General features: G+C 72.4%; 19 protein-coding genes. 10 read left to right on the top strand and 9 right to left on the bottom strand.

Going from position 1 to position 19,782, the window contains the following annotated elements; translation table 11 throughout:
- Nucleotides 1-136: 136 nt before the first annotated feature.
- The 5 genes from ACTWP8_RS20420 to ACTWP8_RS20400 form a co-directional block, all read right to left on the bottom strand.
- Entirely contained in the window at nucleotides 137-3,352 is a 3,216-nt protein-coding gene (locus ACTWP8_RS20420) for an efflux RND transporter permease subunit (protein ID WP_443323598.1), read from the bottom strand.
- A gap of 151 nt (nucleotides 3,353-3,503) precedes the next feature.
- On the bottom strand, nucleotides 3,504-4,187 hold the full coding sequence (locus ACTWP8_RS20415) for a response regulator (RefSeq protein ID WP_443323597.1): 684 nt from the start codon (nucleotides 4,185-4,187) through the stop codon (nucleotides 3,504-3,506).
- Nucleotides 4,188-4,229: 42 nt separating this feature from the next.
- Nucleotides 4,230-5,567, bottom strand: a complete 1,338-nt coding sequence (locus ACTWP8_RS20410; protein WP_443323596.1) for a sensor histidine kinase — start codon at nucleotides 5,565-5,567, stop codon at nucleotides 4,230-4,232.
- Between the two features lie 129 nt (nucleotides 5,568-5,696).
- A complete protein-coding gene (pspAA, locus tag ACTWP8_RS20405; protein WP_443323595.1) occupies nucleotides 5,697-5,975 on the bottom strand; it encodes a PspA-associated protein PspAA in 279 nt (92 codons plus the stop codon).
- Nucleotides 5,976-6,037: 62 nt separating this feature from the next.
- On the bottom strand, nucleotides 6,038-6,829 hold the full coding sequence (locus tag ACTWP8_RS20400) for a PspA/IM30 family protein (RefSeq protein WP_443323594.1): 792 nt from the start codon (nucleotides 6,827-6,829) through the stop codon (nucleotides 6,038-6,040).
- A 309-nt stretch (nucleotides 6,830-7,138) separates the two neighbouring features.
- On the opposite strand from ACTWP8_RS20400, the gene ACTWP8_RS20395 reads away from it, so the two are divergent.
- On the top strand, nucleotides 7,139-7,732 hold the full coding sequence (locus ACTWP8_RS20395; RefSeq protein WP_443323593.1) for a DUF3043 domain-containing protein: 594 nt from the start codon (nucleotides 7,139-7,141) through the stop codon (nucleotides 7,730-7,732).
- Nucleotides 7,733-7,788: 56 nt separating this feature from the next.
- Complete coding sequence (locus tag ACTWP8_RS20390; RefSeq protein WP_443323592.1) at nucleotides 7,789-8,523, top strand: methyltransferase domain-containing protein; 735 nt, start codon at nucleotides 7,789-7,791, stop codon at nucleotides 8,521-8,523.
- Nucleotides 8,524-8,577: 54 nt separating this feature from the next.
- Here the strand turns inward: ACTWP8_RS20390 and ACTWP8_RS20385 are convergent, their stop codons facing one another.
- Entirely contained in the window at nucleotides 8,578-8,781 is a 204-nt protein-coding gene (locus ACTWP8_RS20385) for a hypothetical protein (RefSeq protein ID WP_443315793.1), read from the bottom strand.
- Between the two features lie 121 nt (nucleotides 8,782-8,902).
- Here ACTWP8_RS20385 and ACTWP8_RS20380 point away from each other — a divergent pair, with 121 nt between their 5' ends.
- Nucleotides 8,903-10,111, top strand: a complete 1,209-nt coding sequence (locus ACTWP8_RS20380; RefSeq protein WP_443323591.1) for a bifunctional adenosylcobinamide kinase/adenosylcobinamide-phosphate guanylyltransferase — start codon at nucleotides 8,903-8,905, stop codon at nucleotides 10,109-10,111.
- Between the two features lie 27 nt (nucleotides 10,112-10,138).
- Here ACTWP8_RS20380 and ACTWP8_RS20375 read toward each other — a convergent pair whose 3' ends face one another.
- Together ACTWP8_RS20375 and ACTWP8_RS20370 are read right to left on the bottom strand one after the other, a co-directional pair.
- On the bottom strand, nucleotides 10,139-10,993 hold the full coding sequence (locus ACTWP8_RS20375) for an NmrA family NAD(P)-binding protein (RefSeq protein WP_443323710.1): 855 nt from the start codon (nucleotides 10,991-10,993) through the stop codon (nucleotides 10,139-10,141).
- 8 nt (nucleotides 10,994-11,001) lie between these two features.
- Entirely contained in the window at nucleotides 11,002-11,436 is a 435-nt protein-coding gene (locus tag ACTWP8_RS20370; protein WP_443323590.1) for a nuclear transport factor 2 family protein, read from the bottom strand.
- Nucleotides 11,437-11,551: 115 nt separating this feature from the next.
- Here ACTWP8_RS20370 and ACTWP8_RS20365 point away from each other — a divergent pair, with 115 nt between their 5' ends.
- The 3 genes from ACTWP8_RS20365 to ACTWP8_RS20355 all read left to right on the top strand — a co-directional run bounded on the left by ACTWP8_RS20365 (nucleotide 11,552) and on the right by ACTWP8_RS20355 (nucleotide 14,231).
- Nucleotides 11,552-12,133 (top strand): TetR/AcrR family transcriptional regulator, encoded by a 582-nt coding sequence (locus ACTWP8_RS20365; RefSeq protein WP_443323589.1) that lies wholly within the window; start codon nucleotides 11,552-11,554, stop codon nucleotides 12,131-12,133.
- A gap of 64 nt (nucleotides 12,134-12,197) precedes the next feature.
- Complete coding sequence (gene cobT / locus ACTWP8_RS20360; RefSeq protein ID WP_443323588.1) at nucleotides 12,198-13,352, top strand: nicotinate-nucleotide--dimethylbenzimidazole phosphoribosyltransferase; 1,155 nt, start codon at nucleotides 12,198-12,200, stop codon at nucleotides 13,350-13,352.
- 126 nt (nucleotides 13,353-13,478) lie between these two features.
- A complete protein-coding gene (locus tag ACTWP8_RS20355; RefSeq protein WP_443323587.1) occupies nucleotides 13,479-14,231 on the top strand; it encodes a hypothetical protein in 753 nt (250 codons plus the stop codon).
- On the opposite strand, the gene ACTWP8_RS20350 is transcribed toward ACTWP8_RS20355, so the two are convergent.
- A complete protein-coding gene (locus ACTWP8_RS20350; RefSeq protein ID WP_443323586.1) occupies nucleotides 14,198-14,935 on the bottom strand; it encodes a hypothetical protein in 738 nt (245 codons plus the stop codon). The genes ACTWP8_RS20355 and ACTWP8_RS20350 overlap by 34 nt on opposite strands.
- A 173-nt stretch (nucleotides 14,936-15,108) precedes the next feature.
- On the opposite strand from ACTWP8_RS20350, the gene ACTWP8_RS20345 reads away from it, so the two are divergent.
- From ACTWP8_RS20345 to ACTWP8_RS20330, 4 genes are all read left to right on the top strand, one after another.
- The gene (locus ACTWP8_RS20345) at nucleotides 15,109-15,927 is read left to right on the top strand and encodes an adenosylcobinamide-GDP ribazoletransferase (RefSeq protein ID WP_443323585.1); all 819 of its coding nucleotides are present in this window, start codon (nucleotides 15,109-15,111) and stop codon (nucleotides 15,925-15,927) included.
- Between the two features lie 333 nt (nucleotides 15,928-16,260).
- Nucleotides 16,261-17,811 carry a leucyl aminopeptidase gene (locus ACTWP8_RS20340; RefSeq protein ID WP_443323584.1) on the top strand — a complete coding sequence of 517 codons (1,551 nt, stop codon included), beginning with the start codon at nucleotides 16,261-16,263 and terminating at the stop codon, nucleotides 17,809-17,811.
- 335 nt (nucleotides 17,812-18,146) lie between these two features.
- A complete protein-coding gene (lpdA, locus tag ACTWP8_RS20335; RefSeq protein WP_443315802.1) occupies nucleotides 18,147-19,535 on the top strand; it encodes a dihydrolipoyl dehydrogenase in 1,389 nt (462 codons plus the stop codon).
- Nucleotides 19,536-19,583: 48 nt separating this feature from the next.
- On the top strand, nucleotides 19,584-19,782 hold a 199-nt coding region (locus ACTWP8_RS20330), incomplete at its 3' end, for a biotin/lipoyl-containing protein (protein ID WP_443323583.1).

Raw genomic sequence — 19,782 nt, 5'->3', positions numbered from 1 at the left:
CCGCCCCTTCAGGGCGGTGCATGGGAAACCCGCGCCCGAAGGGGTGCTCCGGGCAAGCAGCCCAGTGTGCGGGCGCCGGGCTCGGCCGGCGAGTGCCCGGTCGGAACCGACCGGGCACTCGCCCTCCGGGCGAGCGTCAGACGTTCGCCGGTTCTGCCGTGCGGTCGTCGTCGGGCGCGGTCGGCCGCGCCGGGGTCGGCGGCTTCGCCGCGCGCCGGGCGGCGCGCTTTGCGCGGCGGCGCTCCTTGCGGAGTTCGACCATCGCGTAGAGCGTCGGGACGAGCAGCAGCGTCAGCAGCGTGGAGGTGACCAGGCCGCCGATCACCACCACGGCCAGCGGCTGCGAGATGAAGCCGCCGTCTCCGGTGATCGCCAGCGCCATCGGCAGGAGCGCGCAGATCGTCGCCAGCGCGGTCATCAGGATCGGCCGCAGCCGGTGGCGGCCGCCCTCGACGACCGCTTCGACGACGCCGTAACCCTGCGCCCGGTACTGGTTGATCAGATCGATCAGCACGATCGCGTTGGTGACCACGATCCCGATCAGCATCAGCATGCCGACCAGCGCCGGGACGCCCATCGGCGTACCCGTGGCGACCAGCAGGCCGATCGCGCCGGTCGCCGCGAACGGGATGGAGACCAGCAGGATCAGCGGCTGCACCAGCGACCGGAAGGTCGCGACCAGCAGCATGAAGACGATCGCGATCGCCGCCAGCATCGCCAGGCCCAGCGAGGAGAACGCCTCGTCCTGGTCCTGCGAGACGCCGCCGATGTCCGCCGTCGCGCCGTCCGGGAGATCCAGCGCGTCGATCTTCGACTGGAGCTCGGCGCTCGCCGCGCCGGTGTTGTCACCGGTCGGCTTGGCTGTGATCGTCGCCGCCCGCGCGCCGTCGATCCGGGTCATCTGGACCGGTCCCGGCACCGTCCTGACCTCGGCGATCTCGCCGAGCTTCACCGCGCCCGCCGGGGTGGCCAGCGTCAACCCCTTGAGCTGCGCCTCCGTCGTGGCGGGCTTCGCGGACTTCAGCATCACATCGCGCTCGGTGTCGTCGAGGACCGCCTTGCCGGAGGGGACCCCGCGGACCGCCTGGGCCACGGCCTGGCCGAGCGTCGCCTCCGTGAAGCCGTACCGGGCGGCCTTCTCGTTCCCCGTGACCGAGATCCGCGGAACGCTCTGCGCCAGGTCGCTCTGCACGTCGGTGACGTCGTCGAGCTTCGCGACCTCCGCGCGCACCTCCTCGGACGCCTTCCGCAGCACACCCGCGTCCGCGGCCTTGACCACCACGCTCAGGTCCTGGCTGCCGAAGCCGTCGCCCGCCTGGACCGTGGTCTGGCCGATGCCCTCGCCGAGCCCGTCCAGGCCGTCGCGGATCTTGTCGATGGCCGCGTCGGAGTCGCCGGAGTCCTCCAACTTCACCTGGTACGAGGCCTGGTTGGCGCCCGTACCGCCGCCGAAGGCCGCCAGGATGCCGGATGAGCCCACCGTGACCTGGTAGTCCTTCACCTCCTCGATCCCGTCGAGCGTCTCCTCGACCTTCTTGGCGGAGGCGTCCGCGGCGGCCAGGCTGCTGCCGGGCTCGAGCTCCTGCTTGATCGAGAGGGTGTCCTGGTCGCCCGCGTCGAAGAAGTTGGTCTTCAGCAGCGGCGCCATGCCGAAGGTGGCCACCAGCACCAGGACCGCGATGACGAGGCTGGTGAAGCGGCGGCGGGTGGCGAACCGCAGCACCGGCACGTACAGCCGCTGGAGCGCGCTGCGCGCCTCCTTCGCCTCCGAGACGCGGCGCAGCTCCTCCGGGTCCACGCCTTCTGAGCCCTTGGGAGCGCGCAGGAACCAGTACGAGAGGACGGGTACGACCGTCAGGGACACGATCAGCGAGGCGAGCAGCGCGACCGTGACGGTCAGGGAGAAGGGGCCGAACAGCGCGCCGATCATGCCGCCGACGACACCGATCGGCAGGAAGACGGCGACCGTCGTCAGCGTCGAGGAGGTGATCGCGCCGGAGACCTCCTTGACCGCGCCGAGGATGGCCTTCTGCCGCTCCTCTCCGTAGGACAGGTGCCGCTGGATGTTCTCCAGCACGACGATCGAGTCGTCCACGACCCGGCCGATGGCGATGGTCAGCGCGCCGAGGGTCAGCATGTTGAGCGAGAGGTCGCGGGACCACAGCACGATCAGGGTGATCACGACGGACAGCGGGATGGACACCGCGGTCACCAGCGTGGAGCGCAGCGACACCAGGAAGACCAGGATCACCACGACGGCCATGAGGAGGCCGAGCAGCCCCTCCGTGGTCAGGCTGTCGATGGACTTGGAGACCGCCGGGCCCTGGTCGCTGACGACCGTCAGCTCGGCGCCGGAGCCCAGGTCCTTGCGCAGCTCGGGCAGTTTGTCCTGGACCGCGTCGGAGATGGCGACGGCGCTGCCGTCCTGACCCATCGTCATGACGATGCCGAGGCTCGGCTCGCCGTTGGTGCGGGTGATGGAGACCGGGGTGTCGGACTCGTCCTCGACCGTGGCGACGTCGCCCAGGCGTACGGGCTCCGGGGGCGCGCCGGAGTCTCCGCTCCCGCCTTGGCCGCCGTCGCCGCCCTGGCCTCCCCCGGCCGCCGCCGCGGCGGACACCCGCAGGTCCTCGATCTGCCGCAGCGAGGTGAAGCCCCCGCCCACCTGGACCGTCTTGCTCCTGCCGTCCTCGGCGAAGGAACCGGCGGGCACGGACGCGCCGCCCGCCTCCAGCGCCTGGCCGAGCGCGGCCGCCGTGAGCCCCGCATCGGCGAGCTTCGCGTCGTCCGGCGTGACCGAGACGATCCGGTCCTGGACGCCGTCCACCGTGACCTGGCCGACGCCCTCGATGTCCTTGAGGACGGGCACGACCGTACGGTCCAGCTGGTCGGCGAGCGCCTGCTGGTCCTTGCCGGGCGAAGCGACGGCGAGGACGACGGTCGGCATGTCGTCGGTGGAGCCCGCGACGACCTGCGGGTCGACGTCGTCCGGCAGCTGGGCGCGGGCCCGGTTCACGGCCTGCTGGACATCGGCGACGAGCTGCTTCGAGCCGTTCCCGTAGTCGAACTGAGCCATGATCACGGCCGAGCCCTCGCTCGCCGTCGACGTGATCCCCGTAATGCCGTCGACCGACTCGATGGTGTCCTCGAGCGGTTCGACGACCTGCTTTTCGACGGCATCGGGGGACGCACCCTGATACGGGGCCAGCACCGACACCATGGGCAGCTCGATCGTGGGCAGCAGCTGCTGCTTGAGCTGAGGTATCGCGACGGCGCCGAAGGCGATCGCGATGATCGCCATCAAGGCGATCAAACCGCGTTGTACGAGGCTGATTCTGGACAGCCAGGACATGGGTGGAGGTCTCTCTTCTGTTGCCGATCGGAAGAGGGCTTTATGCCCGGCTTATACGATCAACCACGCGAGAGGCGGTTTTCCTCGCTCGCAGGTCGGTTCTCGCGGGCCTGCGCGTACCGCAGCCGCAGTACGGCCCGCTCCCCCGCCGCTACACCCTTGGGCGTACCAGCCCCGACTCGTACGCGATGACCACCAGTTGGGCGCGGTCGCGCGCGCCGAGCTTCGCCATCGCCCGGTTCACATGCGTCTTGACGGTCAGCGGGCTCACCGCGAGCCGCTCGGCGATCTCGTCGTTGGAGAGTCCGCCCGCGACGAGGACGAGTACCTCGCGCTCGCGGCCGGTGAGCGCGGCGAGCCGGGCGGCCTCCTGGCCCCGCTCCTCCGAAAGGTCCGAACCCTCCGGCTGGGCAAGGAACTTGGCGATGAGGCCCTTGGTCGCGGCCGGTGACAGCAGCGCCTCGCCCGCCGCCGCGACCCGGATGGCCGACAGCATCTCCTCGGGCTCCGCGCCCTTGCCGAGGAAGCCCGAGGCGCCGGCGCGCAGCGACTGCACGACGTACTCGTCGACTTCGAAGGTCGTCAGCATCACCACGCGTACGCCGTCGAGCGCCGGGTCCGAGCTGATCTCGCGGGTGGCGGCCAGCCCGTCCGTACCGGGCATCCGGATGTCCATGAGAACGACGTCGGCGCCCCGCTCGCGCACCAGCCGGACCGCCTCCGCGCCGTCCGACGCCTCCCCCACCACCTCCATGTCCGGCTCGGAGTCGACGAGGATGCGGAACGCGCTGCGCAGCAGCGCCTGGTCGTCGGCGAGCAGCACCCGGATCGTCACATGGCCCCCCTCTTACGCGGTCTCCTGCTCTTGCGCGGTCTCTTACGCGGTCTCCCGCGCGGTCATGAGCGGCAAGCGTACGTGGACCCGGAAGCCGCCCCCGTACCGCGGTCCCGCCTCGCACTCCCCGCCCAGCACGGCCGCGCGCTCCCGCATGCCCAGCAGGCCGTGGCCGCCGCCCGCGTCCACGGCTCCCTCGTCCCCGCCGTCCGCCGCGCCCTGCTCCCCGGCCTCCACGAGCACGGGCACCCCGACGCCGTCGTCCAGGACCGTGATCTCAAGGGACTGCCAGGCCCTGGCGATACGGACCACGGCGCGCGCCTCGTCGCCCGCGTGCTTGTGGGTGTTGGTCAGGGCCTCCTGCACGACCCGGTAGGCGGTCAGGTCGACGCCCGTCGGCAGCTCGCCGATGACCGCGGCCGCGTCCTCGGCGCGGCGGCTGTGCCACGGCCCCTTCGGCGCGGTCGAGGACACCTCGACCTCGACCGGAAGCCCTGCACGTGCAAACCCCTCGACCAGCTGGTCGAGGAGGGCGAGTCCGGGGGCGGGCTCGGTGGGGGCCTCGGGGTCTCCGAACTGGCGCAGCAGGCCGACCGTGGCGCGCAGTTCGTTCAGCGCGGAGCGGCTTGCCTCCCGTACGTGCGCCAGCGCCTCCTTGGCCTGGTCGGGGCGGTTGTCCATGACGTGCGCCGCGACCCCGGCCTGGACGTTGACCAGCGCGATGTGATGGGCCACGACGTCGTGCAGCTCGCGGGCGATCCGCATCCGCTCCTCGGCGACCCGGCGGCGGGCCTCCTCCTCGCGGGTCCGCTCGGCGCGCTCGGCCCGCTCGCGGATGGCGTCGATGAAGGCGCGGCGGCTGCGTACGGCGTCGCCGACGGCCGCGGCCATGCCGTTCCAGGCGAAGATCCCGAGGTTCTGCTGGCCGTACCAGGGCCGGGCGCCGAAGAGCATGGCGGTGGCGGTGAGGGCCACGGCGGTCAGGAGGGCGACCCGCCAGGTCGTGGACCGGTCGGTGCGGGAGGCCACGGTGTAGACGGCGACGGCCGTGGTCATCGTTATCGGCGCACCGTGATCCCCAGGACCCGTCACCAGCTCGGCCAGGGTGAGCAGGCCGGTGACGGCGAGGACCCGGCGGGGCCTGCGGCGGCGCAGCACGAGCACCGCGGCAGCGAGGACCGCGAGGACCACGCTCGACGCCTCGGGCGTGCGCTCCCCGTACCGCGGCCCGCTCGGACCGTGCGGCTCGGTCACCATGCCGAGGAGGATGAGCACGAGGACGACCGCGGCCACGGCGGCGTCCAGCGCCAGCGGGTGGGCGCGCAGCCAGCGCTGGGGACGGGCGAGGCCCTGCCCGACGGCGAGAGAGGTCACGGTCACGACAAGCAACGGTAAGGGCTGCGGCGAGCGCCGAGCACCGCGCGGACGGGCCGTACGTCGAGAACCCCTGGAGCCGTGGTCCACACCTGCCCTGTGATCCACGACCCCAGGGGTCGGAGACGGCTGACGCTAGCCAGGGATGAGCCCGTCTTCGCTGAGCATCTCGCGGACCTCTTCGAGCGACGCGTCGGGCGCCGGAAGGATCAGTTCGGAGGGTTCCAGGGAGTCGTCGGGCAGCGGCTCGCCGAACTCCCGCACCGCCTCGAGCAGCGCGTGGAGCGTCCGCCGGAAGCCGGCCTCGTCGCCGCTGTCCATCTCGGCGGCGAGCTCGTCGTCCAGTTTGTTGAGCTCGGCGACGTGGCTGTCGGCCAGCCGCACCTGCCCTTCCCCCATGATCCGCACGATCATGACGACCTCCAGATACGTCCGGTACGTGCTACGCCCGGGTCCACGGCTCGCGGGGCGGAGGGCTACTGCTTGTCGAACCTGGTCTTGTCCTGTTCCTGCTGGCCCTGGTCCTGCTGCTGGCCTCCCTCAATAGCCTGCGGCGAACCGCTGCCGCCCGCCAGTTCGGCCTTCATCCGCTGCAGCTCGAGCTCGACGTCCGTGCCGCCCGAGAGCCGGTCCAGCTCAGCCGCGATGTCGTCCTTGGCCATGCCGCTCTGGTCGTCGAGCGCGCCCGAGGCGAGCAGCTCGTCGATCGCGCCGGCCCGTGCCTGGAGCTGCGCCGTCTTGTCCTCGGCCCGCTGGATCGCCATGCCGACGTCGCCCATCTCCTCGGAGATGCCGCTGAAGGCCTCGCCGATCCGGGTCTGCGCCTGGGCCGCGGTGTAGGTGGCCTTGATGGTCTCCTTCTTCGTACGGAAGGCGTCCACCTTGGCCTGCAGCCGCTGCGCCGCCAGCGTCAGCTTCTCCTCCTCACCCGACAGTGTCTGGTGCTGCGTCTCCAGGTCGGTGACCTGCTGCTGCAGCGCGGCCCGCCGGGACAGCGCCTCGCGCGCCAGGTCCTCGCGGCCCAGGGCGAGGGCCTTGCGGCCCTGGTCCTCGAGCTTGGTCGACTGGCCCTGCAGCTGGCCGAGCTGCAGCTCGAGCCGCTTGCGGGAGGTGGCCACGTCCGCCACGCCGCGGCGGACTTTCTGAAGCAGCTCGAGCTGCTTCTGGTACGAGTAGTCGAGGGTCTCGCGCGGGTCCTCGGCCCGGTCCAGGGCCTTGTTGGCCTTCGCGCGGAAGATCATCCCCATCCGCTTCATGACACCGCTCATGGGCCTCGCGCGCCCCCTTCTTCCGGGCTCGGACTAAAGCCGTCTCTATGACCCAACAGTACGGGTCCTGCCTCTATTACCGCACTGATCGGGCCCCGATGCGCTCCTCCTGCAGGACGATCACGGCACCGCCGTATCCGGCGCAAGGAGTAGGTGGGGGGCGGGGCCCGCCTCCGTTCAGCCGTGTCCTGCGGCGGTTGTGCCGTCGCGTCCTGTGGCTGTTGTGCCGCGGCGGTCGTACGTGCCGTTGCCGGATCGTTCCCCTCGGGGCTGGGGTCCACACCCCCGGACCCCGTACCCTTGGGCTTTGTGTTCCGAAGCCGTTCCAAGGACGAGCAGGCCACGGTCGCCAAGATGACCGCGGACCAGCCGCAGCCCCGTGACCCGCAGGCCCCCAAGGGCCGCCCCACCCCCAAGCGCAGCGAGGCCCAGTCGGGCCGCCGCAGCCTGGCCTCCACGCCGACCAACCGCAAGGACGGCGCCAAGCGCCAGCGGGAGGCCCGCCGTGAGGCCCTGGCCCGGCAGCGCGAGGCGCTGGCGAGCGGCGACGAGCGCTACCTCCCGGCCCGCGACAAGGGCCCGGTCAGGCGCTTCGCCCGCAACTTCGTCGATTCACGCTTCGCCGTCGCGGAGTTCTTCCTGCCGCTCGCGGTGCTCATCCTGGTGCTGAGCATGCTGCCGTCGCCCGCGATCAAGAACATCTCGCTGCTGCTGTGGCTGGGCGTCATCGTGATGATCGTGATCGACTCGTTCGGCATCTCCTTCCGCCTGAAGAAGCAGCTGCGCACCCGCTTCCCGGACGAGAACCTCCGCGGGGCCGTGCCGTACGCCCTGATGCGCACCCTCCAGATGCGCCGGCTGCGGCTGCCGAAGCCGCAGGTCAAGCGCGGAGAGCGGCCCTGAGCGCTCCGAGTGGCTTCACCGGGGGCGCGGCAGGCTGGCTCGGCAAGCTCGGAGGCGTGCGGAATACCGTCCGCCAGGAGCTGGTCGCCCGGCAGCTCGAGGAGCAGATAACCGGCCATTTCCCGGTGGGACAGCGGCTCCGCGTCCTCGACGTCGGCCTCGGCCAAGGGACGCAGGCGCTGCGGCTGGCCCGCGCGGGCCACATGATCACAGGCCTGGAGTCGGACGCGCAGATGCTGTCCGCGGTCCGCACCGCGCTGGCCGCGGAGCCGGAGGGCATACGCGAACGGGTCCGCCTCATCGAGGGCGACGGCCGCGACACCGGCGTCCACTTCCTGCCGGGCAGCTTCGACGTGGTGCTGTGCCACGGGGTGCTGATGTACCTGGCCGAGCCCGACGCGATGCTGGCGGGCCTCGCCCGGGTGCTGGCCCCGGGCGGGCTGCTCTCACTGCTCGTACGGAACGCCGACGCGCTGGCGATGCGGCCCGGTCTCGCGGGCGACTGGGAGAACGCGCTGTCCGCGTTCGACTCCCCGGTCTACACGAACCGCATCGGCCTGGAGGTGCGGGCCGACCGGCTCAGCGCGCTCACGGCCACCCTCGCCGGGATCGGCGCCCCGCTGCACGCCTGGTACGGGGTACGGGTCTTCACCGACCCGGCCGGTGACGACGAGCAGCCGCGGAGCACCGAGGAGCTGGAGCGGATACTCGCCGCGGAGGAGCGGGCCGGGCGCACCGACCCGTATCGCGCGGTGGCGGCGCTGCTGCACCTGTGCGGCGTACGCGGCTGAGTACGGGGCGCCTTCAGCCGGCCTCCGCCGGCGTCAGCCGGCGTGCCGTCGGCTTCAGTCGGCGTTCAGGCTCATCGGTCCGTAGACCTTGGTGCCGTCCTCGAAGAGCGTCACCTGGTCCGCGCCCCCGTCCAGCAGGTCCTTCCATGTCTCGCCGATCCAGGACTCGGCGTCGCCCTGGGTGCTGAACTCCTCGGGCTCGATGGCGGGCACCGTCTCCGTACCGTCGGCCTTCTCGAACCGCCACGTCCATGCCATATGCGCCTCCCGAGTCCCTCTGAACCACTCCGAGCGGATACTTCCCGCAGTCCCGCAGCCTAACGGGCCGTCCGGGTGGACCCCGCGCGCCCGTCGCGCGGCGACGCGAGACGATCAGGGCGTGGAAATCACTCTGCTCGGCACCGGAACCCCCGGCGGGCTGCCCCGCCCCGACTGCCCCTGCGCCGCCTGCGCGACCGCCGTCGGCGACGAGGCGCGGGCCGCGACCGCACTGCTCGCCGACGGGGCGCTGCTGCTGGACCTCACACCGGGCGCCGCGCTGGCCGCCGCCCGCGCGGGCCAGACGCTGACCGGCGTACGTCAGATGCTGCTGTCCCACCCGCACAACGGGCCCGCCGTCGAGGTCCCGGCCGGGCTTCCGGCGCCGGCCCGGGTGCCCGACGGGCGCGAGCTCGCGCTGATCAGCGGCCACCGGGTGCGGGCCATCGCGGTGGACGTGCCCGGGACGGGCTACGCGGTGACGGGCCCCGAAGGGGACCGGCTGCTGTACCTGCCGCCGGAGGCCGCGCCCGCGGGCCTGTCCGAAGGGCACGAGCCGTACGACATGGCGGTGCTCGACGTGACCGGGCGGCCCGACGCACTCGCCAAGCTGCGCGCCGCGGGCGCGGTCGCGGCGACCACGGACGTGGTGGCCGTCCACATCGACCACGACGTGCCCCCGGGCGCCGAGTTGCACCGCAGGCTGGCGGCGGCGGGCGCGCGGGCGGTCCCGGACGGTCGGACGCTGGTGGTCGGCGAGTACCACGCGATCCCCGACGTGCCGCGGCGCACGCTCGTCCTCGGCGGGGCGCGCTCGGGGAAGTCGGTCGAGGCGGAGCGGCGATTGGAGTCCTTCCCCGACGTGGTGTACGTGGCGACGGGCGGCGCGCGGGAGGGCGACAGCGACTGGGCGGACCGGGTTGCCCGGCACCGGGAGCGGCGCCCCGGCTCCTGGCGCACGGTCGAGACCTGCGACCTGGTCCCGCTGCTGGCGGAGGACGGTCCGCCGCTGCTCATCGACTGCCTCGCGCTGTGGCTGACGGACGCGATGGACTCGGCCGGGGCGTGGGACGACGGGCGGTGGGCTTCGGGCGGGGCGCGGCGGGAGCTGCACGACCGGACGGATGCGCTGGTGGCGGCGGTACGGGCGACACGGCGAACGGTCGTCGCCGTGTCGAACGAGGTGGGGTCCGGGGTGCACCCGGCGACGTCCGCGGGGCGTCGCTTCCGCGACGAACTGGGGCGTCTGAACGCCGCGTTCGCGGCCGAGTGCGAAGACGTCCTCCTGGTCGTGGCGGGCCAGCCGCTCCCGCTCCGCCCGCGCTCCTGAGCGGCCCTGCGACGGGCCACCCCTCCGTCACCGCTGCCAGGCGGGTGCGTGGGCGGCGGCGAAGTCGGCGAAGGAGCGGGGCGGTCGGCCCGTGACGCGTTGCACGACAGGACTGGTGCGGTCCTCGCTCCCTCCGGCAATGGCCCGGTCCATGCCCGCGAGGAGTGCGGCGAACCGCTCCGGAATACCGTCGGCGGTCAACCGGTCGCGCATGGCGGCGAGTTCGACGCAGCGGTGGCGGACCGGCCTGCCGGCCACGCGGGAGACGGTGGCGGCGACATCGCCGTAACTGAGCGCCTCGGGACCGGTGATGAGGTGGGCGGTGTTGTGCGGGCGCTCGTCCGCAAGCGCCCGTACGCCGACCTCGGCGATGTCCTCGACGTCGACGAAGCCGACCCGGCCGTCACCGGTGGCCGTCACGATCTCGTCATGGGCGCGGATGCTGTGGGCGTGGAGGTGGTCGCCGGTGAAGTTCTGCATGAACCAGGACGGCTGGAGCACGGCCCACTCGGGGAACTGTTCGCGGACGGCCCGGTGCACCTCGCCGAGCCCGCCGTCCCTCTCGGAGATGGCGGACGAGCTGAGCAGGACCACGCGGCGGACTCCGGCCTTCCGCGCCCGGCGCAGGAACGGGAGCATCGGGGCGGCGGGGTCGTGGGCGCCGGCGGGCGCTACGAGGTAGAGGCGGCGTGCGCCGTCGAGCGCCGGATTGTGGGTTGACGGGTCGTCCCAGTCGAAGCGCACCCGCTCCACCTCGAGGGCAGGGGCGGGCCGCCTGCCGGCCGCGCGGACCTGGAAGCCGGCGGCGGCCAGCCGGGCCGCGATCCGGCTGCCGGTCTTGCCGGTGCCGCCGGTCACCAGGACCGTCCCGCGCCCGGCCATGTCGCCGGTCACCGCTGCGAACCGGCGAAGGGGGCGTCGGTTCCGCCCGCGATCTCCAGGGCGGCCAGCGGGTCCCAGTAGTCCCGGTAGTGCGTGAACAGGCCGTCCTTGATGGTGACGACCGCGATGTACGACGACGCGAACGGCTTGCCGGTGGCCACCGCGCGCCCCTCCGCGCGCATCTCGACGATGACGACCTCGGGGTCCTCGGTCCGGTGCACCTCCAGGTACGGGAGGGCGGCGAGGTCGATGTGGTCCGGGTAGTGCGCCATGTACGCCTGCACTGCGGCCCTGCCCTCCAGGCGGCGCGGGGCGCCGGGCGGGGCGAAGGGGAACTCGATGACGCCGTCCTCGGCCCACAGATCCACCCACCCCGCGATGTCCTTGGCCAGCAGCAGGTCCATTCCGTGCCGGAAGACGCCGGCCGGCGTGGTGTCCGCCATGGTGCGGTCCTTTCCCTCGGTCGATGACGTCCGCGATAGCATGCGGACCGTCGGTCCGGTTTCGACTATACGGACCAACGGTCCGCGCTTTTCCAGTCCACCCCGAGGAGGAACCGTGCCGCCCGCACGCAAGGAGCGAGCCGACGCCGTCCGCAACCGGGAGGCGGTACTGGCCGCCGCGGCGCGCCTGTTCGCCGAGCGCGGCAGCCCGGACCGCGTATCCATGGACGACATCGCCGCGGCCGCCGGGGTCGGCAAGGGCACGCTCTTCCGCCGGTTCGGCGACCGCGTCGGCCTCGTCAGGGCCCTCGTCGAGCAGCGCACCGAACAGCTGAGGGCCGGTGCCGTCGCGGGTCCACCGCCCCTCGGCCCCGGCGCCCCGGCGGACGAGCGCGTCCTCGCCCTGCTCGACGCACTGCTGCGGCTGAAGCTGGAGATCCACCCCCTGATGCTCGCCCTGGAGAGCGCGGGCAGCGGAAGTCCGTACCGGAACGACACCTACGCCCTGTGGCACACGCAACTCGCCTCGCTCCTGGCCGAGGTCCGCGGCGAGCAGGACACCGACTTTCTCGCCCATGCCCTGCTGGCCGCCGTACGCAGCGACCTGATCGAGCACCTCACGGCAAGCGGGACGTCACGGCAGCACATCCGCAGGGGAGTTGCCGCCCTCGCCCGCGCCGTCCTGGCGGCGGGGTGAGGGGTGAGCGCGGGGCGCCGCCCGGGGCGGCGGCGGCCGTCGCGGCGACGGTAAGGTTCCGCGCGTGAGCGGCCTGAATCTCGAGGACTTCGGCAATCTGATCGAGCGTCCCGACGGCGGCGTCCGACGCGACGCCGAAGAGCGGCGGGAGCGCCTCGTCGTACGTCCCGGCGCGCTCGGGCGCCTCGACGAACTCGGCGAGTGGCTGTCCGCCGCGCAGAGCGCGGTCCCGGTGAAGCCGGTCGAGCACCCGCGCGTCGTGCTGTTCGCCGGTGACCACGGCGTGGCTGGGCTCGGCGTCTCCGCCCGCCGTCCCGGCACCACCCGGGACCTCGTACGTGCCGTCCTCGACGGCGAGAGCCCCGTCGCCGTGCTCGCCCGCCGCTTCGGCGTCCCCGTACGCGTCGTGGACATGGCCGTGGACTGCGACCCGGGCGAGCTGCCCGAGGAGGTCGTACGGCACCGCGTCCGCCGCAGCTCCGGCCGTATCGACGTCGAGGACGCGCTCACCGCCGACGAGGCGGAGCAGGCGTTCCGCGCCGGAATGGCGGTGGCGGACGAGGAGGCGGACTCCGGCACGGACCTCGTCGTCCTCGGCGATCTGAGCGTGGGCGGCACCACGGCCGCGGGCGCGCTGATCGCCGCGCTCTGCGGCACCGACGCGTCCGTGGTCACCGGCCGCGGCGGCGCCGGTATCGACGACCTCGCGTGGATGCGCAAGTGCGCCGCGATCCGCGACGCGCTGCGCCGCGCCCGCCCCGTCCTGGGCGACCAGCTCGAGCTGCTCGCCGCGACCGGCGGCGCCGACCTCGCCGCGATCACCGGGTTCCTGCTGCAGTGCGCTGTGCGCCGTACGCCCGTGATCCTCGACGGGGTCGTGTCCGCCGCGTGTGCGCTGGTGGCGCAGCGGGTGGCGTTCCGGGCGCCGGACTGGTGGCTGGCGGGCCAGGCGAGCGGCGAGCCCGCGCAGGCGAAGGCACTTGACCGGATGGCACTCAACCCGCTGCTCGACCACGGCGTCACTGTGGGCGAGGGAACGGGGGCTCTGCTCGCTCTGCCGCTGGTGCAGGCGGCGGCCGCCCTGGCGGCGGAACTGCCCGAGCGCCCTGAGCCGGAGCCGGAGCCGGAACCAAAACCGGAGCCGGAGACAGGGACGGCTACGGGGTCGGCGCCGGGGACGGGCGAGGGCGAGCCGCCGGAGAAGTCCGAGCGCGACTGACCGACCCGCACCACGGGCCGGTGTCGACGACACCGCTGCTGGGCCGCGGTGCCGTAAACCACCCGGCTTCTCCCGAATCGCCGCTCTTCATGGGCCAGTTGATCGACTTTCACGGGAGAAGTCCACGTGCACCCCCACTGCGCAGCGCAGTCCGGAGCCGCCGCGACGCTCGGGCGCGCCGCCCGCGCCGAGTGGGGGGCGGTGTACGAGGCCGTACGGGACACACTCGTACGCAAGCGGCCCGCCGTACTCGGTGCGATTCCCATGACCGTCGCCGCCGTGTGCCTGACCGCGCTGTTCCAGTTGGTGCAGAACCAGCCGTGGGGCTACCGGCCGGTCCAGGACATCGGCTGCGTACAGGCCGCGCAGCCCTGGTGGCCGGCCGTCCTCCGCACCCCCCTGTCGGTCTTCGTCCCCGCCCTCGACCTGCCCGTCTGGGGCGCGCTCGCCCAGATCCTCGTCGTCTTCGGCATCTGCGAGATCTGCCTGGGGCGGCTGCGCACCCTGCTGGTCGGGTATCTGGCGACGCTCGCCGGGACGCTGTACGCGCGCTACGGCACGGCCGTCGGGCCCGGCGGATTTCTCGGCCTGCCCGCCGAGGACGCCCTGGTCCACGACACCGGGCCCTCCGCCGCAGTCGTCGGCCTCGCGGTGTACGTGTCCTGGCGCCACCGGGCGTGGTTCACGGCCGGACTGGTCGTGGCCGCGATGGTCGTCGAGGTGATCGTCAAGCCCAATCTGGCGGGCAAGGAGCACCTGGCCGCCATCGCCGCGGTCCTGGTGCTGTGCACCGCACAGACGGCATACGCGGCCTGGCGGAGGCGGCGGGAGCACCGCCGTGTCCGTCAGCGGCTGGGGGCACCGGCGACCAAGTCCTGAAACCGGCGGCGCAGCTTGCTCCAGCGCTGGTCGTGCCGGTACGCGCGCACGTGCGCCCGCGCTCTGGCCCGCGGCCGCTTCCGGTAGAAGCGCTTGGCCCAGGGCGAGCCGGGCCTGGCGAGACGTACGGCGCCGAAGAGTGCGACGAACGGTACGAAGGCCCCGATCACGGCGAGCCTGAGTTTGCCCTTCACCAGGGCGACCAGGGCGATGAGGAAGTTGAGGGCGATGTTCCCGATGAGGGTGGCGCGGTCCTGCTGTTCCTCCTCGGTCATGCCGTTCACGCCGAAGGGCACGAAGCCGAGAAGCATGAGGCCGACCAGAGCCGCGGTGAGTACGACGACCTCGACGCTCTGCCGGCCCTGCTCGGTCCAGTAGACGTCGTGGAGGTGCAGGACGAGCGCGAACTCGTCGAGCACCAGACCCACGCCCATGCCGAAGACGACCGCCGCGAACCCGCTGCCGAAGCCGTGCCCGTAACCGGCGATCACCCCGAATCCGCCGAAGACGGTGAGCACGATGCCGGGGACGACGTGGTGGATGTGCGTACCGCCAGGGCTGACGTTGCGGAAGGGCCCCTTCCCGGCGCGGATCATGCGCGTGATGGAGCGGGTGATCAGGAAGGTGAGGATGAACGCGAAGAGGGCAAGGAAGAGGGGGAGTTTGCCGGGTTCGACGATGTTCCGCTCCCACCAGCCGCCCATGGCACCTGTTTCCTCGCTTCCGATGTGATCCGCTCTTCAGCGCTATACCCTTATGCCCCTTTTGTCCTTAGAGCAATTCACCGCACTGGTGCGGTGGGGCCCGGTTCGTGGGAGATGCGTACGGGACACCCGTACGGGACATGCGTGCCGGAGGGCGGGATAGCCTGCGCGCGATGACCGACACGACACCCGGCCCGGCCGGTTCCGCCGCCCCTTCCGCCTCCCCCACTGACGGACTGCGCTTCGCCTTCGGCACGCTGACCGTCTTCCGGGTGCGGGTCACCCGGTGGGACCGCACGGCGGCGCGGGCCGGGATGCTGTGGGCTCCGCTCGTCGGCGCGGCCGTCGGGCTGTGCGCGGCCGCCGCGGGCGGGCTTCTGCAGGCCCTGGGCGGCGGGCCCTTGCTCGCCGCGGTGGCGGCGGCGGCCGTACCGGCGGTGCTCACCCGCGGGCTGCACCTGGACGGTCTCGCCGACACCGCCGACGGGCTGGGCAGCGGCAGGCCGGCCGAGGACGCCCTGCGCATCATGAAGCAGTCGGACATCGGTCCTTTCGGCGTCATCACGCTGGTGCTGGTGCTGCTGGCGCAGGTCGCCGCCCTGCACGAGCTGTACGCGGAGGGCCCCGCACGCGGTGCGGTCGCGGCGGCCGTCGCGGGCGTGGCGGCTCGGCTGGCCCTCACACTCGCTTCCCGCGCGGGGGTGCCGACCGCGCGGCCCGGCGGTCTCGGCGCGGCGGTGGCGGGCACCGTGCCGGTACGGGCCGCGGCAGCCGCGGGTGTCCTCGCCGTCGCGGCCTGCGGGACCGCGGGGGGCGGCTTCGGGGCCTATGGCGCCGCGCACCACGCGCTGGCCGCGCTGGCCGGCGTCGCCTCGGCCGAACTCCTCCTCCGCCACTGCCGGCGCCGCTTCGGCGGCGTCACGGGCGACGTCTTCGGCGCCCTCGCAGAAACGGCGGCGACGGCCGCCCTTCTGGTTCTCGCCCTCGGCTGACGCCGACTACCCCATACCCCGGCCTGCGCGCCCGCCCGCGCCTTGCGGGGCGGTTTCCCACCTGCCCGTCTTTTGAAGGGCGGGCGGGCAGGAAGAGACCGCGTCGCAGACGCGGTACCGGGGGCCTCGAGCCGAGGGTTCAACGGGCGGGCCCCCGCCCCTGGGCCCGTGGGCAGGCGAGATGTCGGAGTTCGCCCGACGAAAGCGGGAGGCGGGCGGCATACGATGCACACAGCGCCCGGGGCCGTGCGCAGCACGGTACGGCCCCGTGGGCTCGCGGCGGCCGGCCCACCGACTGGCCGAGGAACGCACATGGAAGAGGAACCCCAACCCGTGACTGCACTGACTATCAGCACCTCCTCCGCGGCGACGCTCCGCGCGGACGCCGTCGTCATCGGCGTGGCCAAGGGCGACAAGAGCCCGGTCGTCGCGCCCGGCGCCGAGGCCGTGGACAAGGCGTTCGACGGGAAGCTGGCCACCGTCCTCGAGACCCTCGGCGCCTCCGGCGGCGAGGGCGAGGTGACCAAGCTCCCCGCCCCGTCCGGTCTCAAGGCCCCGGTCGTGCTGGCGGTCGGTCTCGGAGACACCCCCGCCAAGGGCGAGGGCTTCGGTACGGAGGCGCTGCGCCGCGCCGCCGGTGCCGCCGCCCGTGCGCTCGCGGGCTCGAAGAAGGGCGCGTTCGCGCTCCCCGTCCAGGACAGCGGGGACGCCTCGGCGATCGCCGAGGGCGCGCTGCTCGGCGCGTACGCCTTCAACACCTACCGCAACAACGGCAACAGCAACGCCGACGGCAACGGCAACGGCAAGAAGAAGGACGACAAGAAGGAGCCGCTCGCCGAGGTGGTGCTGCTCGGCGGCAAGCCCCGTGACAAGGCCTTCAAGGCGGCCGCGGAGCGCGCCACCGCCCTCATCGCCGAGGTCAACCGCGCCCGCGACCTCGTCAACACCCCCTCCAACGACCTCAACCCGACGTCGTTCGCCGCCGCCGCGCAGGACGCCGCCAAGGAGCACGGCCTCAAGATCGAGGTCCTGGACGATAAGGCGCTCGCCAAGGGCGGCTACGGCGGCCTGATGGGCGTCGGCCAGGGCTCGGCCAACCCGCCCCGCCTGGTGAAGCTCGCCTACACCCACCCCAAGGCGAAGAAGTCCATCGCCCTCGTCGGCAAGGGCATCACGTACGACTCGGGCGGCATCTCCCTCAAGCCGGCCGGCCACAACGAGACGATGAAGTGCGACATGAGCGGCGCCGCCGCCGTTTTCGCCGCCGTCGTGGCCACGGCCAAGCTGGGCCTGCCGGTCAATGTCACCGGCTGGCTGGCGCTCGCCGAGAACATGCCGTCCGGCACGGCGACCCGCCCCGGTGATGTCCTCACCATGTACAGCGGCAAGACCGTCGAGGTGCTGAACACCGACGCCGAGGGCCGGCTCGTCCTCGCCGACGCGCTCACCCGCGCCTCCGAGGAGAAGCCCGACGCGATCGTCGACGTGGCCACCCTGACCGGCGCGATGGTCCTGGCGCTGGGCAACCGCACCTTCGGGATCATGGCGAACGACGACGCCTTCCGCACCGCGATCCACGAGATCGCCGAGGAGGTCGGCGAGCAGTCCTGGCCGATGCCGATGCCCACCGAGCTGCGCAAGGGCATGGACTCGCCGGTCGCCGACATCTCCAACATGGGCGAGCGGATGGGCGGCGGCCTGGTCGCGGGCCTGTTCCTCAAGGAGTTCGTGGGCGACGGCATCACCTGGGCGCACCTGGACATCGCGGGCCCGGCCTTCCACGAGGGAGCGCCGTACGGCTACACCCCCAAGGGCGGCACGGGCGCGGCGGTCCGCACCCTGGTCCGGCTGGTCGAGCGCACGGCCGCCGGCGACCTGGCCTGACCCGGGCCGCGGCCCGCACCGGCAGCTCGTACGGCCCCGGGCACCGCGCCCGGGGCCGTACCCGTACCCCTGCCGGAAGATCCGTTCGCCTTCAACGAAATCCGTACGGGCGTACGCTCGGGTAACCGCAGCCGAGGCGCATACCGGTGTCTCAGACCGTGGCCCCGCGTCCCGGCTCCCCGGAACAAGTGCGAAGATGGGGTCTCGGCAGGACAGGGCCCCCGGCTCGCTTACCCGGCGAGCCACACCGAGGGCCGACAGAAAAGCGGCCGAACAACAGCCGCCGCCCGGTCGCCGTAGACCGGCTCCGGCGCACCATGCATGGAGGACGTGACGTGGCGAACGACGCCAGCACCGTTTTCGACCTAGTGATCCTCGGAGGCGGTAGCGGTGGTTACGCCGCTGCCCTGCGCGGGGCACAGCTGGGCCTGGACGTCGCACTGATCGAGAAGGACAAGCTGGGCGGCACCTGCCTGCACTACGGATGCATCCCCACGAAGGCTCTGCTCCACGCCGGTGAGATCGCCGACCAGGCCCGCGAGGGCGCCGAATTCGGTGTGAAGACCTCGTTCGACGGCATCGACATCGAGGGCGTGCACAAGTACAAGGACGGCGTGATCTCCGGCCTGTACAAGGGCCTGCAGGGCCTGGTCGCCTCTCGCAAGATCACCTACGTGACCGGTGAGGGCCGGCTCTCCTCGCCCACCTCGGTCGATGTGAACGGCCAGCGCTACGAGGGCCGCCACATCCTGCTGGCGACCGGCTCCGTGCCGAAGTCGCTGCCGGGCCTGGAGATCGACGGCAACCGCGTCATCTCCTCCAACCACGCGCTGGTGCTCGACCGCGTGCCGCAGTCCGCCATCGTGCTCGGCGGCGGTGTCATCGGCGTCGAGTTCGCCTCCGCCTGGAAGTCCTTCGGGGCCGACGTCACCATCGTCGAGGCGCTTCCGCACCTCGTCCCGGTCGAGGACGAGGACAGCTCCAAGCAGCTGGAGCGCGCCTTCCGCAAGCGCGGAATCAAGTTCTCCCTCGGCTCCCGCTTCTCGGGTGTCGAATACACCGCCGACGGTGTGAAGGTCTCGCTGGAGAACGGCAAGACCTTCGAGGCCGAGCTGCTGCTCGTCGCCGTCGGCCGCGGCCCGGTGTCGCAGGGCCTGGGTTACGAGGAGGCCGGGGTCGCCATGGACCGCGGCTACGTCCTCGTCGACGAGTACATGCAGACCAACGTGCCGTCCATCTCGGCCGTCGGTGACCTGGTGCCGACCCTTCAGCTCGCGCACGTCGGCTTCGCCGAGGGCATCCTCGTGGCGGAGCGTCTCGCCGGTCTGAAGACCGTGCCCATCGACTACGACGGCGTGCCCCGGGTGACGTACTGCCACCCCGAGGTCGCCTCCGTCGGCATCACCGAGGCCAAGGCCAAGGAGCTGTACGGTGCGGACAAGGTCGTCGCCCTGAAGTACAGCCTCGCGGGCAACGGCAAGAGCAAGATCCTCAAGACCGCGGGCGAGATCAAGCTCGTCCAGGTGCGGGACGGCGCCGTGGTGGGCGTCCACATGGTCGGTGACCGTATGGGCGAGCAAGTCGGCGAGGCGCAGCTGGTCTACAACTGGGAGGCGCTGCCCGCCGAGGTCGCGCAGCTCATCCACGCGCACCCGACGCAGAACGAGGCGCTCGGCGAGGCCCACCTGGCGCTCGCCGGCAAGCCGCTGCACTCCCACGACTAATCCCCGGGCGCGACCCATCCGCACAGATCGTTAGGAGCAACAGAAACCATGGCGGTTTCCGTAACCCTGCCGGCGCTCGGTGAGAGCGTGACCGAGGGCACCGTCACCCGCTGGCTGAAAGCCGAGGGCGAGCGGGTCGAGGCCGACGAGCCGCTGCTCGAGGTCTCCACCGACAAGGTCGACACCGAGATCCCGGCCCCCGCGTCCGGCGTGCTCTCCTCCATCAAGGTGGCCGAGGACGAGACCG

This window comes from Streptomyces sp. 7N604 (genome assembly GCF_052245475.1).
GTDB lineage: Bacteria > Actinomycetota > Actinomycetes > Streptomycetales > Streptomycetaceae > Streptomyces.
This window is presented reverse-complemented; position numbering and strand designations above follow the sequence as displayed.

Excerpts from the sequence above, each read along its gene's own strand:
- ACTWP8_RS20420 (WP_443323598.1), bottom strand. The coding sequence starts at position 3,352 with ATGTCCTGGCTGTCCAGAATCAGCCTCGTACAACGCGGTTTGATCGCC.
- pspAA (WP_443323595.1), bottom strand. The coding sequence starts at position 5,975 with ATGATCGTGCGGATCATGGGGGAAGGGCAGGTGCGGCTGGCCGACAGC.
- ACTWP8_RS20400 (WP_443323594.1), bottom strand. The coding sequence starts at position 6,829 with ATGAGCGGTGTCATGAAGCGGATGGGGATGATCTTCCGCGCGAAGGCC.
- ACTWP8_RS20385 (WP_443315793.1), bottom strand. The coding sequence starts at position 8,781 with ATGGCATGGACGTGGCGGTTCGAGAAGGCCGACGGTACGGAGACGGTG.
- ACTWP8_RS20375 (WP_443323710.1), bottom strand. The coding sequence starts at position 10,993 with ATGGCCGGGCGCGGGACGGTCCTGGTGACCGGCGGCACCGGCAAGACC.
- ACTWP8_RS20370 (WP_443323590.1), bottom strand. The coding sequence starts at position 11,436 with ATGGCGGACACCACGCCGGCCGGCGTCTTCCGGCACGGAATGGACCTG.
- ACTWP8_RS20350 (WP_443323586.1), bottom strand. The coding sequence starts at position 14,935 with ATGGGCGGCTGGTGGGAGCGGAACATCGTCGAACCCGGCAAACTCCCC.
- ACTWP8_RS20345 (WP_443323585.1), top strand. The coding sequence starts at position 15,109 with ATGACCGACACGACACCCGGCCCGGCCGGTTCCGCCGCCCCTTCCGCC.